Annotated in this window: 13 protein-coding genes and 1 tRNA gene; 8 read left to right on the top strand and 6 right to left on the bottom strand. The window is 65.1% G+C overall.

Annotated elements, in window-relative coordinates:
- Positions 1-169 precede the first annotated feature (169 nt).
- From DYI37_RS12695 to DYI37_RS12680, 4 genes are all read left to right on the top strand, one after another.
- Entirely contained in the window at positions 170-817 is a 648-nt protein-coding gene (locus DYI37_RS12695; RefSeq protein ID WP_199520154.1) for a fasciclin domain-containing protein, read from the top strand.
- A gap of 223 nt (positions 818-1,040) precedes the next feature.
- Entirely contained in the window at positions 1,041-1,547 is a 507-nt protein-coding gene (msrB, locus tag DYI37_RS12690) for a peptide-methionine (R)-S-oxide reductase MsrB (protein ID WP_116683968.1), read from the top strand.
- 204 nt (positions 1,548-1,751) lie between these two features.
- The gene (locus DYI37_RS12685) at positions 1,752-2,183 is read left to right on the top strand and encodes an Hsp20 family protein (RefSeq protein ID WP_116683635.1); all 432 of its coding nucleotides are present in this window, start codon (positions 1,752-1,754) and stop codon (positions 2,181-2,183) included.
- A gap of 38 nt (positions 2,184-2,221) precedes the next feature.
- Positions 2,222-2,476 (top strand): BQ00720 family protein, encoded by a 255-nt coding sequence (locus tag DYI37_RS12680; RefSeq protein ID WP_116683634.1) that lies wholly within the window; start codon positions 2,222-2,224, stop codon positions 2,474-2,476.
- A 31-nt stretch (positions 2,477-2,507) separates the two neighbouring features.
- On the opposite strand, the gene DYI37_RS12675 is transcribed toward DYI37_RS12680, so the two are convergent.
- The 4 genes from DYI37_RS12675 to DYI37_RS12660 all read right to left on the bottom strand — a co-directional run bounded on the left by DYI37_RS12675 (position 2,508) and on the right by DYI37_RS12660 (position 5,433).
- Positions 2,508-2,897 (bottom strand): YraN family protein, encoded by a 390-nt coding sequence (locus DYI37_RS12675; protein ID WP_116683633.1) that lies wholly within the window; start codon positions 2,895-2,897, stop codon positions 2,508-2,510.
- Positions 2,894-3,793: a 16S rRNA (cytidine(1402)-2'-O)-methyltransferase gene (gene rsmI, locus DYI37_RS12670; protein ID WP_116683967.1), complete on the bottom strand. Its 900-nt coding sequence runs from the start codon at positions 3,791-3,793 to the stop codon at positions 2,894-2,896. The genes DYI37_RS12675 and rsmI overlap by 4 nt, the downstream gene beginning before the upstream one ends.
- 155 nt (positions 3,794-3,948) lie before the next feature.
- On the bottom strand, positions 3,949-4,986 hold the full coding sequence (locus DYI37_RS12665; protein ID WP_116683632.1) for a zinc-binding alcohol dehydrogenase family protein: 1,038 nt from the start codon (positions 4,984-4,986) through the stop codon (positions 3,949-3,951).
- Positions 4,987-5,208: 222 nt separating this feature from the next.
- Positions 5,209-5,433, bottom strand: coding sequence for a hypothetical protein (locus DYI37_RS12660; protein WP_116683631.1), 225 nt, complete (start codon positions 5,431-5,433; stop codon positions 5,209-5,211).
- Positions 5,434-5,684: 251 nt separating this feature from the next.
- Here DYI37_RS12660 and DYI37_RS12655 point away from each other — a divergent pair, with 251 nt between their 5' ends.
- The 4 genes from DYI37_RS12655 to DYI37_RS12640 all read left to right on the top strand — a co-directional run bounded on the left by DYI37_RS12655 (position 5,685) and on the right by DYI37_RS12640 (position 11,056).
- A complete protein-coding gene (locus DYI37_RS12655; protein WP_116683630.1) occupies positions 5,685-6,005 on the top strand; it encodes an FAD assembly factor SdhE in 321 nt (106 codons plus the stop codon).
- 172 nt (positions 6,006-6,177) lie between these two features.
- On the top strand, positions 6,178-9,708 hold the full coding sequence (mfd, locus tag DYI37_RS12650) for a transcription-repair coupling factor (protein ID WP_116683629.1): 3,531 nt from the start codon (positions 6,178-6,180) through the stop codon (positions 9,706-9,708).
- A 111-nt stretch (positions 9,709-9,819) separates the two neighbouring features.
- Complete coding sequence (locus tag DYI37_RS20015; RefSeq protein WP_158555169.1) at positions 9,820-10,548, top strand: hypothetical protein; 729 nt, start codon at positions 9,820-9,822, stop codon at positions 10,546-10,548.
- 91 nt (positions 10,549-10,639) lie between these two features.
- A complete protein-coding gene (locus tag DYI37_RS12640) occupies positions 10,640-11,056 on the top strand; it encodes a GlcG/HbpS family heme-binding protein (protein ID WP_116683627.1) in 417 nt (138 codons plus the stop codon).
- Positions 11,057-11,080: 24 nt separating this feature from the next.
- Here the strand turns inward: DYI37_RS12640 and DYI37_RS12635 are convergent.
- A tRNA-Pro gene (locus tag DYI37_RS12635) sits at positions 11,081-11,157 on the bottom strand.
- A gap of 201 nt (positions 11,158-11,358) precedes the next feature.
- Positions 11,359-14,838, bottom strand: a complete 3,480-nt coding sequence (locus tag DYI37_RS12630) for a YhaN family protein (RefSeq protein ID WP_116683626.1) — start codon at positions 14,836-14,838, stop codon at positions 11,359-11,361.
- Between the last annotated feature and the right edge of the window lie 2 nt (positions 14,839-14,840).

The following is a 14,840-nucleotide window of genomic DNA, read 5'->3' as shown; positions in this document are numbered from 1 at the left end:
GGAAGGTGCGCCATCCATGCCTCTCGCTCGATCAACACTTCATGAGCGACGTGCAGTCGCGAAACCAATTGGCGATCCAAGCGTCTCACCATCAGGTCATGCCGGTCCTCTCCGGCGCCGATGTCGTACGGTCGCGCCTCGCGGCCGGCAGAGCGAAAAGGATCGAACGATGCTGAAGACCATCCTGCGGACCACTGCACTTGCATCCCTGTTTGCGGCGGGCGCAGCCTTCGCCCAGGCCGAAGTGCCCTCGCAGGACGGCAGTGCGAAGCAGGGAGAGGAGAGTTCGCAGGCGGGCTCCACTGGCGAATCCGGCAGCAACACGATGCCGGGCGAAATGCCCATGGTCGGCGGCGCCGAGATGGATCCGCGCGAGGACATCGTCGTCAACCTGTCGAAGGCCTCGGACATGTCGACGCTGGTCGCGGCCATCAAGGCTGCCGAGCTCGACAAGACCCTCGCCGGCGCCGGACCCTTCACCGTCTTCGCACCGAACAACGCCGCGTTCGAGAAGCTTCCCGAGGGTGCCGTCGATGATCTCCTGAGGCCGGAGCACAAGCAGAAGCTTTCGGCGATCGTGACCTACCACGTCCTTCCTGCCGACATGACGCTCGAAGATGCCCTGAAGGCCGTGGCAGAGGATGGCGGCTCACACTCCGTGATGACGATCGAAGGCGAATCCCTGACGTTGACGAGCGAGAACGGAACACTCGTTCTGGATGATGCCCGGGGCGAGAAGGCGAGCGTCGTCCAGTCCGACGTGGCCCAGTCGAACGGCATGGTCCATGTCATCGATACGGTTCTGATGCCGGAATAAGGGCCTCGCACGGTCCCTTGTCTCAGCCCGCTCGTCGACGCTCAAATCGGTCTTCTCTCGGAGACGCTACGGATGAGGGGAGGCTGGCGGGCTCGCGGGTTTCATGAAGTCTCTGTAAGCTTGGAAACCTTTCGACCGCGTCCGCCGAATATCCTTTCGAAGACATATGATCGGCGGCGCGATCCGCGTACCGGTGACAGCCTTTGGGAGAACCTTCATGCCGATGGCAAGACGAACCTTTCTCGCTTCCGCGACGGCCCTGATCGGCGCTGCGGCCGGCGCATTCTATCTTCGCAACGACGCGAACGCCGCCTCCGATGGTGCGTTCCCGGTTTCCTTCACGCCGGACCAGTGGCGGGAGCGTCTGACGCCCGCCCAGTTCTCGGTTCTGCGGGATCACGCAACGGAGGCGCCGTTCTCGAGCCCTCTCAACGACAACAAGAAGAGCGGGCTCTACAGCTGTGCCGGCTGTGACACCCCGGTCTATTCCTCCGAGACGAAGTTCGATTCGGGAACCGGTTGGCCGAGCTTCTACGCGCCGCTAAGCGCGAGCGTGATCGGCACCTCGAACGATTACGCCCTGATCTATCCGCGAACGGAAGTGCATTGCGCGACCTGCGGCGGACACTTCGGCCATATCTTCGACGACGGCCCCAAGCCGACCGGCAAGCGCCACTGCCTCAACGGCGTCGCGCTCAAATTCAAGCCCGGTGCATCCACCGTCGGCTGAACGAGCTTGAGCCAGCGTGCCCGGTGACGCCGTTCCCATCAGGGGTGCGGCGTTCCGTTTCGAGGACGCGCGAAGTCGATTGTGGAGAACGAGCGGTTCGATTGAAAACGCCGGTTCAGGACGCCACATAGGGGAGGACGGCAACGGTGCCTTTGAGGGCCGGTGCCGTCAGGTCGCTTCACGAAGGATCCAGTTACCCAAACCATGAGCCGGACCCCCCTGTTTTCCAGCCCTCTGCTTCTCGGCTTCGACGGAATCGAGCGCACGCTCGAACGGTTCGCCAAGGGAGGAGATGGCTACCCGCCCTACAATATCGAACGGATCGAAGCCTCTGCCGCTTCAGGTTATGTTCAGTTGATCCGTATTACGCTCGCAGTCGCCGGTTTCAGGCCGGAAGATCTCGAGGTGGTGACCGAAGAAAACCAGCTCATCATCCGGGGTCGTCAGGCCGAGGAGGGCGAGAGGGTCTATCTTCACCGTGGTATTGCAGCGCGGCAGTTTCAGAAGGGGTTTCTGCTCGCCGATGGAATGGAGATCATCGGCGCTCAACTGAAGAACGGCCTCCTTTCCATCGATCTGGCGAAGCCCGAACCCGAACGGATCGTCAGACGGATCGAGATCGCGCTCGAAGATTGAAACGACGCGAACTCCGTTTGCCTTACGAGGAGACGACTATGACTGAAGTTTCGACGAACCACATGACCGAGACCGATCTTGCAAATCTCGGCGAGGGACACATCGCCTATATGCGGCGGATGTCGTCCGACGAGATCATCCAGCGCTTTCCGGTCGGCGATCAGATCCAGCCCGGCCTCGATATCTGGGCGCTGTTCGGCGCCGACGGAACGCCGCTCGCCGTCTCCGACGATCCGGGCTCGATCCTGCAGAGCGCAAGCCAGAACAGCCTCGAGACGGTGAGCCTCCACTGATCGACGCTGAGAACCGCCGGCTGGCCGAGACCTATCGGCCAGCCCAGGCGTTTTCCACATGCCTCGGCCAGCGCCAGGGAAGGACCGCGACGATATCGAAGCGCAGGCTGAGAGCCGCATGATCCTTCTGGCGCCGCAGCCAGTGATCGGCCGCGTTCTCGATCCGCCGCTGGGACGCCGGATTGACGGCGTCCATGGCCTCCTCGATCGACCGGCGCGCCTTGACCTCGACGATCGCGACGAGATCCCCTCGGCGGGCGATGATGTCGGCCTCGCCGCTCTTCACCTTGTACCGCATCGCCAGAATCCGGTAGCCCTTCGCCACGAGCGCGAGGGCGGCCCGATATTCGGCAATATGTCCGCGTCGCCAGCGTGCCCGGCGCTCGGCGCCTTGCTTCCCGCCATTCGGTCCTCGGCTCACGGCAACCGGCCCTTCAGATCGAGGGCGCGGCTATAGAGATCGCGGCGATTGAGCCCGGTCATCCGGGCCGCCTCCTGCGCGGCCTTTGTCGGCTTCATCTCCGCGAGAAGGCCGATGAGGATCGTCTCCACGTCTTCTTCGGCAGGCGGCGCGTCCTCGCCCGGAGGACCGATGCAGACGACGATCTCCCCCTTGACCTGATCCATCTCGCCGAAGCGCTTCGAAAGTTCGTGGACCGTTCCGCGATAGACGGTCTCGTGCATCTTCGTCAGTTCGCGGCAGACGGCCGCCGGCCGCTCGCCGAACGGCTCGCCCATGGCGACGAGACTTTCGGCGATGCGATGCGGCGCCTCGTAGAAGATGAGTGTGCCCGGAACCCGCACGAGCGCCTGCAGCCGGTCCGCCCGCGCTTTCTCCTTGGCAGGCAGGAACCCGGCGAAGAAGAAGGCATCGGACGGCAGGCCCGAGACGGCGAGGGCGGTGAGGATCGCGGACGCGCCCGGAACGGCGATGACCGGCACGCCAGCCTCGATTGCCGTTCGCACCAGCGCGTAGCCGGGATCGGAGACGAGGGGGGTGCCGGCATCGGAAACGAGTGCCAGCGATCCGCCCGCCGCGATATCCTCGACGAGCATTCGGGCGACGTCCTCGCCCGAATGCTCGTGATAGGCCGTCATCCGGCGTTTGATGCCGAAGCGCTGCAGGAGCTTACCGGTCACACGCGTGTCTTCGCAGGCCAGAACGTCGGCGCCCGCGATGAGATCGAGGCCGCGCAGGCTCATATCGGAGAGGTGCCCGATCGGCGTTGCAACGAGATACAGACCCGGTTCGGGACGCGGCGCATCGCGGTTGATGCCGTTGAGAAGATAGCGTCGGGAATGGCTGGGTTCGGTCATGCCCAACGCTTACACAGAGGTGCGATTCAAGGCCAGTTCGCCGGGGCCGATCCGGGAGCGCGATGGCATCCGATCCGATCGGATGCCATCGCGTTGGATACTCCGTTCTGGGGAATGAGAGCGGAAAACCGGTGTTCGCCTTTCCCCATCCTGATTCAGCTGAACCCGGTGAGGACGGTCTTGCCGATGGCCTTCCCGCTTTCCTGCAGGGCGTGCGCCTTTCGCAGATTGGCGGCGTCGATCGACCCGCCGTCGTGATTGTAGGTCGTCCGGATGATGCCGTCGTCCACGAGATCGCCGATCCGGCTGAGAAGGCGGTGCTGCTCGATCATGTCCTCGGTCTCGAAGGCCGGGCGGGTGAACATGAACTCCCAGTGCAGGGTGAGGGCCTTGGTCTTCAGTTGCGAGACGTCGATCTGTCCCGGATCGTCGATCATGGCGATGACGCCGCGCGGGGCGATGAGATCGGCGATGGTTTCGAAATTGTCGCCGGTCGCGGTCAGGGACGCGACATAACGCGGGCTCAGTCCGAGGGCGTCGAGTTGCGCCTTCATGTCCCCGTGATGGTCGATGACGTGATCGGCGCCCATCGCCTTGCACCAGTCGCGCGTCTCGTCCCGCGATGCGGTCGCGACGACGGTCAGATGGGTGAGGGTCTTCGCGATCTGGACCAGGATCGATCCGACGCCGCCGGCGCCGCCGATGACGAGAAGGGTCTCACCCTTCGATGCGTCCGCGTCGACGGGGCGGGGCGGGACCTTCATGCCGTCGAACAGGAGCTCCCATGCCGTGATCGTCGTCAGCGGCAAAGCGGCGGCTTCGGTGTGGGAGAGGGTGCGCGGCTTGGTTCCGACGATCCGCTCGTCGACCACGTGCAGCTCGCTGTTAGTGCCCGGCCGTCCGATCGCGCCCGCATAAAAGACCTCGTCTCCGGGCTCGAACAATGCGACTTCCGAACCGACATGCCTGACGATGCCCGATGCGTCATATCCCAGCACCTTGTGGGTCTCGCCACCCTCCGGTCCCGCGCGGCGGCGGACCTTGGTGTCGACGGGGTTCACCGAAACGGCCTTCACCTCGACGATGAGGTCGCGCGGTCCGATGCCGGAAATATCCGGATCCGGACGCTGGATGTCCTCGAGCGCGTGTTCGTCCTCGATGGGCAGGGACGTGCTGTAGCCGATGGCACGCATGGTGAAGCTCCTCGTATCGATGTCTCGTCCGGCCGGAAACTGGACCTGTCGGTCCGTTCGAAAAGACCAACCCGCAAGAGGTCCGCCTGATCCGGGCGAACCGAGCGTCGGCCAGGACCGTGGTGAGGGCCGGGAAATCCTGGCGGCAGGCGCAGGGCACCGGATGTGTCGGTGACGATCGGCGGCCGGCTCTAAGGCAGGCCGCCGATCGTCGAAATAGCGTCAGATCTCGCGCCGCGCGCCTTCGATCATGCGGCGGGCGATCTCCTGCACCGCCTTGTCGTCCTTGGTCTCGTCCTCGGCCGGATCGCCCAGATGATCGAGACTCTGTTCGAGCATATCGAGGAGACCGGGATGGCGCTGCTCGACATATTCCATCGTCTTGAAGAGGAGGTGCTCGGTCGCCATTTCGCGGCGCCGGGCCATGACGGCATTGTCGTTCGGCATGGATCGTCCTTCGATTGACTTGGTGCGAGGCTATCCGTCGCACGGCTTCGGTGGGGCACTTGCGGGGGCTTTCGGGAAAGTCAAAGTGCTGCGACGAAACGGGTCAGAGGCAAGGGCTTCGGGAACCGGCTTCGATCCGCAGGGATCGCCCAAAAATTGAAAGCCGCGGAGGTGGATGTTAAATCGCCGGCATACCCGTCCCGCAGCGAGCGGCACTCTGCCGCCCGTCCCCAGAACGAAGGTCCCTTGCGATGAAAACCGGCAGCCGACGCACGTCCGCCGATCTCGACACCCGGCGCAAGAAAGCCCTGTTCAGATCCTGGCATCGGGGCACGCGCGAGATGGATCTCGTCTTCGGGCGCTTTGCCGATGCGGAGATCGCCGATCTCGATGACGACGAGATGGCGATCTACGAGGAGCTGATGCTGGCGCCGGACCCGGAAATCTTCAAATGGGTTTCGGGAGCGGCACAGGTTCCCGGCAATTACGACACGCCTGTCTTCCGCCGTATCAAGGCATTCTACACGGACTTCGACATCGAGGCGCTGACGAGTGCCGAGAAGGGCGCCTGAGCCGGCGGTCCTGTCGAGCCAAGTGAGCTCGGATCGATGATCGTTTTCACGGCGCGCGGGGCGCAGGCCCTTCGCAGGAAGCTCCGCCGAGCCCTATATCGGGTTGATCGGGCGTCGCCGACGCGGCATCAGCAACCGATCACGAATTCAGCTTCCTAGACAAGACGACACGATGGCCATTGACGACAAACTGAAGCGTGCCCTCAAGAAGGGCGGCGGTATCGAAATCGGTCATGTGCTCGATGGCTACGAGGCGTTCCTGCTCGCCGACATCGCCCGCGAGCGCGGCGGTCAGGGCGACAGGAAGAAGCCCGTCATCTTCGTCATGCGCGACGGCTCGCGGATCTCGGAGGTGGAGGAAGCGCTCCGGTTCGTGCAGCCCGATCTGCCCGTTCTCACGCTGCCGGCATGGGATTGCCTGCCCTATGACCGTGTCGGCCCCTCCGGAGAAGCCGCGGCCCGGCGTCTGTCGGCCATGGCCTCTCTCAACGCATTGCGCCGGAACCCCCATCGCGCTCTGATCCTGACGACGGCGAACGCGCTGCTCCAGAAGATGCCGCCCGCCGACGTCCTCGCCAAAGAAGCGATCCGTGCCGAGGCCGGCGGGCGCATCAGGATGGACGATATCGTCGAGGCTCTGTCGCGCGGCGGCTTCGAGCGGGTGGCGACGGTGCGCGAACGCGGTGAATTCGCCGTGCGCGGCGGCATTCTCGATCTCTTCGCACCCGGCGAGGAGGAGCCGGTCCGCCTCGATTTCTTCGGCGATACGCTGGAGACGATCCGTGCCTTCGATCCGGCGACACAGCGCACGACCGAGCAGCGCAAGAGCTTCGAACTCGCTCCGGTCTCCGAGGTGTCGCTTACCAAGGAGACGATCAGCCGTTTCCGGACCAATTACGTGAAGCGCTTCGGCGCGGCCCTTCCCTCGGACGCGCTCTATGCCTCCATCTCCGACGGGCGGCGCTTCGCCGGCATGGAGCATTGGCTTCCGTTCTTCTACGAGACGCTCGATACGCTCTTCGACTATTGCGAGGGGTTTCCCTTCGTCCTCGATCACCTGGCGCTCGAAAGCGTCGCCGAGCGGCGTGAGACGATCGAGGACCACTACGCCGCTCGCAAGCGCACGAGCGGCGAGAATGCCGGCAAGAGCGCCGAGACGATCGTCTACAATCCCGTCGAGCCATCCGAACTCTACCTGACGCCGGACGAGTTGTCGGGCGCGCTCGCAATCGTGGACCCGATCCGCTTGTCGGCCTATGCGGTGGCGGGGACGAGCGCGCGGGAGGTCTTCAATCTCGACGTGGTCCGCGGCCGCAACTTCGCATCCGAGCGCCAGTCGGAGAATGCCAATGTCTTCAAGGCGGCGGTCGATCACATCTCGAACGAGCGGGCGAACGGCAAGCGCGTGATCCTCGCGGCCTGGACCGACGGATCGCGCGATCGCATGACCCAGGTTCTGGAAGAGCACGGTCTCGGCCAGATCAAGCCGGTCGCGAACCTCAAGCAGGCCCGCGAGGCGCCCAAGAACTTCGTGCTGACGGCCGTCATCGGCATCGAGGCCGGGTTCCAGACTGATGACATGGTCGTCGTCGGCGAACAGGACATTCTGGGCGACCGGCTCGTGCGCCGGTCCAAGCGCAAGCGGCGCGGCTCGGATTTCATCTCGGAGGTCTCGGGTCTCGACGAAGGCGATATCGTCGTCCACGTGGATCATGGCATCGGCCGCTTCGTCGGTCTCCAGCAGATCGAGGCGGCCGGCGCGCCGCACGACTGTCTCGAACTGCGCTACGCCAACGACGACCGCCTGTTCCTGCCGGTCGAGAACATCGAACTTCTCTCGCGCTATGGCGGAGAGGGGACGGAGGCGACCCTCGACAAGCTCGGCGGCGGGGCCTGGCAGGCGCGCAAGGCCAAGCTGAAGAAGCGCCTTCTCGACATGGCGGACGGGCTCATCGCGGTCGCGGCGGCACGTGCCATGCGCGGCGCGCCGAAGCTTCAGCCGCCGGACGGCCTGTTCGACGAATTCGCCGCGCGCTTCCCCTACGAGGAGACCGAGGATCAGGCAAACGCGATCGACGCGGTCGTGGACGATCTTGCGGCCGGACGTCCGATGGACCGCCTCATCTGCGGCGATGTCGGCTTCGGCAAGACCGAAGTCGCGCTCCGGGCGGCCTTCGTCGCCGCCATGAACGGGCTGCAGGTGGCCGTGGTCGTTCCGACCACCCTTCTCGCCCGCCAGCACTTCAAGACCTTCGCCGAGCGGTTTCGCGGCTTGCCCCTCAATATCGCGCAGGCCTCGCGCCTCGTGACCGGCAAGGATCTCGCCGCGACGAAGAAGGGCGTGACGGACGGCACGGTGGACATCGTCGTCGGAACCCATGCGCTTCTCGGCAAGGGCGTCGAGTTCAAGAATCTCGGTCTTCTGATCATCGACGAGGAGCAGCATTTCGGCGTCAAGCACAAGGAGCGGCTGAAGGAGCTCAAATCCGACGTGCACGTCCTCACCTTGTCGGCGACACCCATCCCGCGCACGCTGCAGCTTGCGCTGACGGGCGTGCGGGAGCTGTCCCTGATCACGACGCCGCCGGTGGACCGGATGGCGGTGCGGACCTTCGTCACCCCCTTCGATCCGCTCGTCGTGCGCGAGACTCTGCTTCGCGAGCGTTATCGTGGCGGGCAGAGCTTCTATGTCTGCCCGCGCGTTTCGGATCTCGCCGGCGTGAAGAGCTTCCTCGACGAACAGGTGCCGGAACTGAAGGTTGCCATCGCCCACGGCCAGATGGCCGCAAGCGAACTCGACGACATCATGAACGCCTTCTACGAGGGGCAGTACGACGTGCTCCTGTCGACGACCATCGTGGAATCGGGTCTCGACGTTCCGACCGCCAACACGATGATCGTGCATCGGGCGGATATGTTCGGCCTGTCCCAGCTCTACCAGATCCGGGGCCGCGTCGGCCGCTCGAAGAACCGCGCCTATGCGCTGATGACGATTCCGGCGAACAAGACGCCCACCAAGGGCGCCGACCGGCGTCTGAAGGTCTTGCAGAGCCTCGATACGCTGGGTGCCGGCTTCCAGCTCGCGACCCACGATCTCGATCAGCGCGGTGCGGGCAATCTCCTCGGCGACGAGCAGTCCGGCCATGTGAAGGAGGTCGGCTACGAACTCTACCAGCAAATGCTGGAGGAGGCCGTGGCGGAGATGAAGGGAGCCGAGCCCGAGACCTCCGGCCAGTGGTCGCCGCAGATCTCCGTCGGCACCGCCGTCATGATTCCGGAAGGCTACGTCCCCGACCTTCAGTTGCGCATGACGCTCTATCGGCGTCTGGCGGAGCTCACCGAGATCCGCGAGATCGATGCCTTCGGCGCCGAACTCATCGATCGGTTCGGACCGGTGCCCGACGAGGTCGAGCACCTCCTGAAGGTCATGGTCATCAAGTCCATGTGCCGGAAGGCGAATATCGAGAAGCTCGACGCGGGCCCGAAGGGGCTCGTCGTGCAGTTCCGCGACAAGAACTTCCCCAATCCGCCCGCATTGATCCGCTACATTTCGGAGCAGGGATCATCGGCCAAGATCAGGCCCGATCAATCGATAGTGTTGATCCGGGACTGGCCGACACCCAAGAAGCGCCTGAATGGAACGGCCACGATCGCAAGTCAGTTGGCCAAGATGGCGGACGACATGCAGAAGCAGGCCGCCTGAAGGTTCGGTATCCGGTGGGCCATGCGGGAACGGGCTGCCATAAAGGCGTCCGCTTCGGCGAGGCCGTCGGACGTACGGGCCGATGATTTCGGTTTCGAGGAAGGACAGACGATGCGGAAGACGACGGTTCTCGCGGTAGCCCTGGCGCTGGCCGCAAGCGGGCAGGCGGTGGTTGCGCAGACGACGCAGACCAATGAGCCGGCGGCAAATCCTGCTGCGAACCCGGCTGCGAACGACACCGCGCAGACGCCGCCCCCGGCGTCCGGTGCGGCCGCAGGAGACACGGCGCAGCCCGTTGTGCCGACCGGCACCGCCACGAGCGCTGCCGACGAGCGAGCCGTCACCGAAGCGCCCCTGAAGCCCAGCCTGACGGCCGAAGAACTGACGGCCCGGCTCAACGCATCCGACATCTGCACGCCGTTGACGCTCAACGTGAACGACATCACGAGCCTGTTCGGCATCGCGATCCCGAGCTTCCTTCCGATCGATCCGAACCTGCGCTGGAACCAGAACGCCCATCGGGTCACGGACTTCGTCCAGAACGAGGGATCGTTCGAGGCGACCATCAATTTCGGCTGCCAACCCAATTCCAACGGCGCCATTCTCGATTTCGTCGGCCTCTCGGCCGATCGTCTCCGGGTTCCGGGCGAGGCCTTCTGCGCCGGAGCTCTCGACGAAGCGGGCGGTTTCATCGGAACCGACTGCACGATCGAGGGCCGCATCACGCCCTATATCGGCAAGGCGATCGACCTCGAAGGCCGCCTCGAGCGCGCCATGGGCTCCTCCGTCGCGCCGGACGGTGCCGCGCCGTCGCAGGCGAACGAGACGTCCGGAGGCTGAGACCTGCGACCGGCCGATTTGCCACGGGCGCCGATCGTTCCATTTGGCGGGCTGTCATAGGTTCGAAACGAGAATGGGGAGATTGCTGTCGATGCACACCAAACAGACGAAGGTTCTGACGCATCAGGGCGCCATGGCGATGCTCGCCGCGGGCATCGAGAAGGCCGACGAGATCGACCAGCCGCAATGCATCGTCGTGGTGGACGCTTCGGGGGAGGTCATCGCGGAAGTGAGGATGACGGGGGCGAAGTTCCTCAGCCGCAAGAGCGCCTATACGAAAGCGCGCACGGCGGCCTCGAACCGCAGCCCTTCGGCCAATATTCCCGAGAAGATGATCCCGGCGATCGAGTTCGCGACTCAGCTCAACGTGACTCGGCTTCCGGGCGGTCTTCCGATCGCCTTCGACGGCGATGTGATCGGCGGAATCGGTGTCGGCTCCGGCACGGGCGATCAGGATCTGGAAGTCGGACGCGCGGCTCTCGCAGCCATCGGCGCGGACGCGCTGTAACTCTTCGATCGGGTGTTCGGGGGATGGTCGGAGCGAGAGGATTCGAACCTCCGACCCCCTGGACCCCATCCAGGTGCGCTACCAGACTGCGCTACGCTCCGCCGCGCGCAGAGATAATCGGTCACAGGCGGCGACGCAAGCCAAATCGAGATCCGGGACCGGAAAGAATACGGGCTGACGGTGCATCATCGCCTTGGATGGCGGCGCTCGCCGGCTTGAAGGAAACCGCACCCGTCGCATGAGACAAGTCTGCGAGATGGCGGCCGGGTCGGCACGAATGCCGAAGACCGGCCGTCCTCTGTTCAGCAGTTTTCCAGTTCGATGACGTCCACGTCGTTTCCGAGGCGCTGACGCGCGATCTCGATGACGGACCGGTGGTGGGCGAAGAGAATCGGCTGCATGTGCTCGCTCGCATCGGCGAGCGTTTCCAGCCCCGCACCCGTACGCTCGTCGTCGAATGTCTGGAACAGGTCGTCGCCGACGAAGGGGATCGCCTCGTTCCGCGTCGCATAGTCTTCGATGAAGGCGAGACGGAGCGCCAGGAAGAGCTGATCGCGCGTCCCGTCGCTGAGATCGCAGATCCGCAAGCGCTCCCCGTTTTCGCGAACCGCAAGAAGTTCGGCACGGTCTCCATCGGTGAACTGCTGCGACAGCCCGCCGAAGGCACCACCGGTGAGGCGGGCGAGTCGCTCGCCGGCACGTCGCATCAAAGGCGCGTCCTGGCGACGGCGATGGGTGTCGATCGCCCCGCCGACGAGATTGGCCGCGATCTTGAGAACCGCCCACTGTCTGGCGAGATCGAGAAGTTCGGCTTCGATCGCACGCTGCTCGAAAGCCGCCGTTTCCGCGCCGCCGCCGCGAGCGAGCGTCTCCTTCTGCTTCTGGCGATCGCGCAGATCCGCGAACACTTCGCGCGCCTCGCTTTCGAGATCCTGTTCCTCGGTGCCGAGGTCCTCCACTTCGAGGGTGGCGGCCTGAGGATCGAAACCGTCGAGGGCTTCCCGCAGATTGTCTTCCGTCCTGTTCGGCGCCAGATCGGCCAGTCGCTGGCGGGTCTGGCGAAGGTGGCCGGCCAGAAGATCGCGCTCGCCGAGCCTGCGAACGAGCGTTTCCGGATCCGATCCCTCGGGGCACTGGGAGAGAAGGGCGTCGCACTCGGCTCCGGCCCGCGAGAGTTCGCCCGAGCGACTGTCCGCTTCCTGTTTCGCATCGGCGAGCGCGCGGGCCCGCTCGTCCCTTTTCGCCTTGGCGCCGAAGGCCGCTTCGCTCATGGCGTAGAGGCTCTCGACAGCCTGTTCGGTCGGCAGTTCCGAGAGCGAAGGGGCGTTCTCGGCCAGGAATTCGCCGACCTCTCTCTCGAATTGTGCAGCATCCCGGCGCATTCCGTTGACGCGGCCCTCACGGTTCCGGCGCTCGCCCTCAAGCTGGGGAAGCTCCCGCCAGAGGGCGATCGTCGCATTCGCCTCGGCCGGGGACGCGCCGGCAGCAAGGCCGAGCTTGCCGAAACCGCCGTCCGCCTTTTCCCGCCAGAGGCGTCTCGCAGTCCCGTTCTCAGCGGCCCGGCCATCGAGGAGGGCGAGCCTCGCCTCGCTGCTGCGCACCAGTTCGGCATGGCCGCGGCTCGACGTCCAAAGGTCCGAGATATCCTCGATCCGGCGCTCGATCGCGCGCCCGAGAACCTCCGATGGTAGCGCCTCCGCATCCTCGAGGTGGAGGGATCGACCGAGCGCGATCAGCAGGGGGCGCAGAACCGCTTCCCGCGAACGAAGGCGATCGAGCGTAGCGGACCGCTCTTCGTTCTCCCGGCGATCGGAAACGAGGCGGCGAACCTCGCCTACCCACTCGATCATTTTCGACGGCGGATAGGGGGCGATGCCGAGCGGCCGGAAGGCTCCGGCATAGGCCGACCAGAGGGTGGCCCGATCCTCGCCGAGCCGTTCCAGATCCTTTCGCAGATGGTCCGCCATGTCCTGAAGCTCTGCGGTGCGCCGGCTCAGGGAGCCGTGGCGTTCCACCCGCTCGGCATCCTTGAGGGCAGCGTCGGCCAGACTGTCGGCCTCGATCGACAAGGTCTCGAACGCACGCAGCGTTCGCCGCATCTCAGTTGGCTCCGGTGGCCGGGACGACGAAGTCAGGGCGCTCGCGATCGGCTCGAAGGCTTCGTCGCGTCTTGCGCGTGCCGTCTCGATCGCCTCGCGGCTCGGAATGTCTCCGGCCTGTTCGAGGGCCCGCATGGACTTGCGATTGGTCTCGATCTCCCGGTGGGTCTCATCGAGGCGCCCGGACCTCGTTTGAACGTCCCGGTCGATGGCGGCGAGGCGATCGCGATGGGTCGTCAGCCACTCCGCGCTCGGAAGATCGGCCGCCGCGATCGCGCCGATATCGGAAAGCGGCGGGTCGAGACGTGAGGCCTCGTCCTCGATGCGGCGCTTCTCGCGTCGATGCTCCGCCTCCATCCCATCGATCGCGGCGAGCGCTTCGAGTTCCGGTTTCAGGCTGGCGAAACGCTCGCGTGAGGGTTTGGGGTCGGCGAGATGGCCGGCAGGCGCCTTCCGTTCGAGTTCGGCCCTGTCGCGGACCTCGCTCTCGCGCTGGCGCGCGATGACTCCAGCCTCGCGCGCAAGCTCCTCGCCTTCCTTCGACAGCGCTTCGGCGAGCGCGATCTCCGCGTCGCTCGGCTGACGTTCCTTTGCCAGTCGGCCATCGATCCCAAGGCGGGCCAGTCGCTCCTCGATCTCACCTTCTCGCTCGCGCAGTTCCGCTTCGATGCGGGGCAGATCCTTGCGGGTCTTCACATAGTCGCCGGTGCGCGCATGGAGCGAGCCGATCTTCTTCGCGTGATCGAGGATCTTTTCGTCGAGAGCGATGTCCGACAAGGCGCGTTCGGCCTCGGCCACCCGTATATCGGCCTTGGCGCTCGCCTCGCTCGCGCTGTCGCGCCGTTCGAGTGCGGTGGCAAGGCGGGCACCGAAATTCTCCGGCAGGTGCGCCAGATCGGACGTGTCGGCGAGCTTCCGAAGATCGGCGTCGAGATCGTGCATCACGGGAACGAGCTGCTGAAGCAATGTCAGTTCGGCGTACCGCTTGAGGGTGTCCGCCCGCTTCTGCCGGATCTCGTCATGGCGCTCCGCGAGCGCGTCGATCTCCGCGTTCAATGCCCTCCAGTCGGTCGCTTTGAGTTCGCGGTCCCGCACCTTCTGGCGAGCCTCGTCCCACTGGGATTTTAGAGTGTTGAACGCTTTTGTGCTGGCGCGCGGCGCATAGAGCTGGCCTGCCTCCTCCTCGAACTCGCGCTTGAGGTCGCTGAGGCCCGTCAGCCCGGACGCTGCGGCGAGAAGCGAGCCGCCGAGTTCTCCGTCATTGGCCAGCATCGCATCGGCGCCGGCCCTGAGGCGATGCGAATCGAGCCCGAAGGCGCTCTCGAACACATATTTCGTCAACCCGCCGACGAAGGGCGCGAGCGTGTCGTCGCGCAAGGCGGTCTCGGTGTCGTCGTCCTGAAGCAGCGTCTTCGCCCTGCCGCGACGCCGTCTGAACGAGAGGGTCGTTCCGTCGCTCGAGATGAGGCTCGCGCCGATGCGCAGCGTCGGGGCGTCGTGCCGGAAAGCGGCGGTTACGGCATGTTCGAAGCCGAACAGGAGATCGGACAGGGACTGGAGCGTGGTCGATTTGCCGGCCTCGTTCGGGCCGTAGAGAATGTGAAGCCGCGCGCCGGGCCGGAACGGGATCGTCCGGTTCGTGAAGGCGCCGTAGCGAATGAGGTCGAGCCGTTCGATGCGCATCG

The sequence above is a fragment of the Fulvimarina endophytica genome, assembly GCF_003403015.1.
In the GTDB taxonomy this organism is placed as follows: Bacteria; Pseudomonadota; Alphaproteobacteria; order Rhizobiales; family Rhizobiaceae; genus Fulvimarina; species Fulvimarina endophytica.
This window is presented reverse-complemented; position numbering and strand designations above follow the sequence as displayed.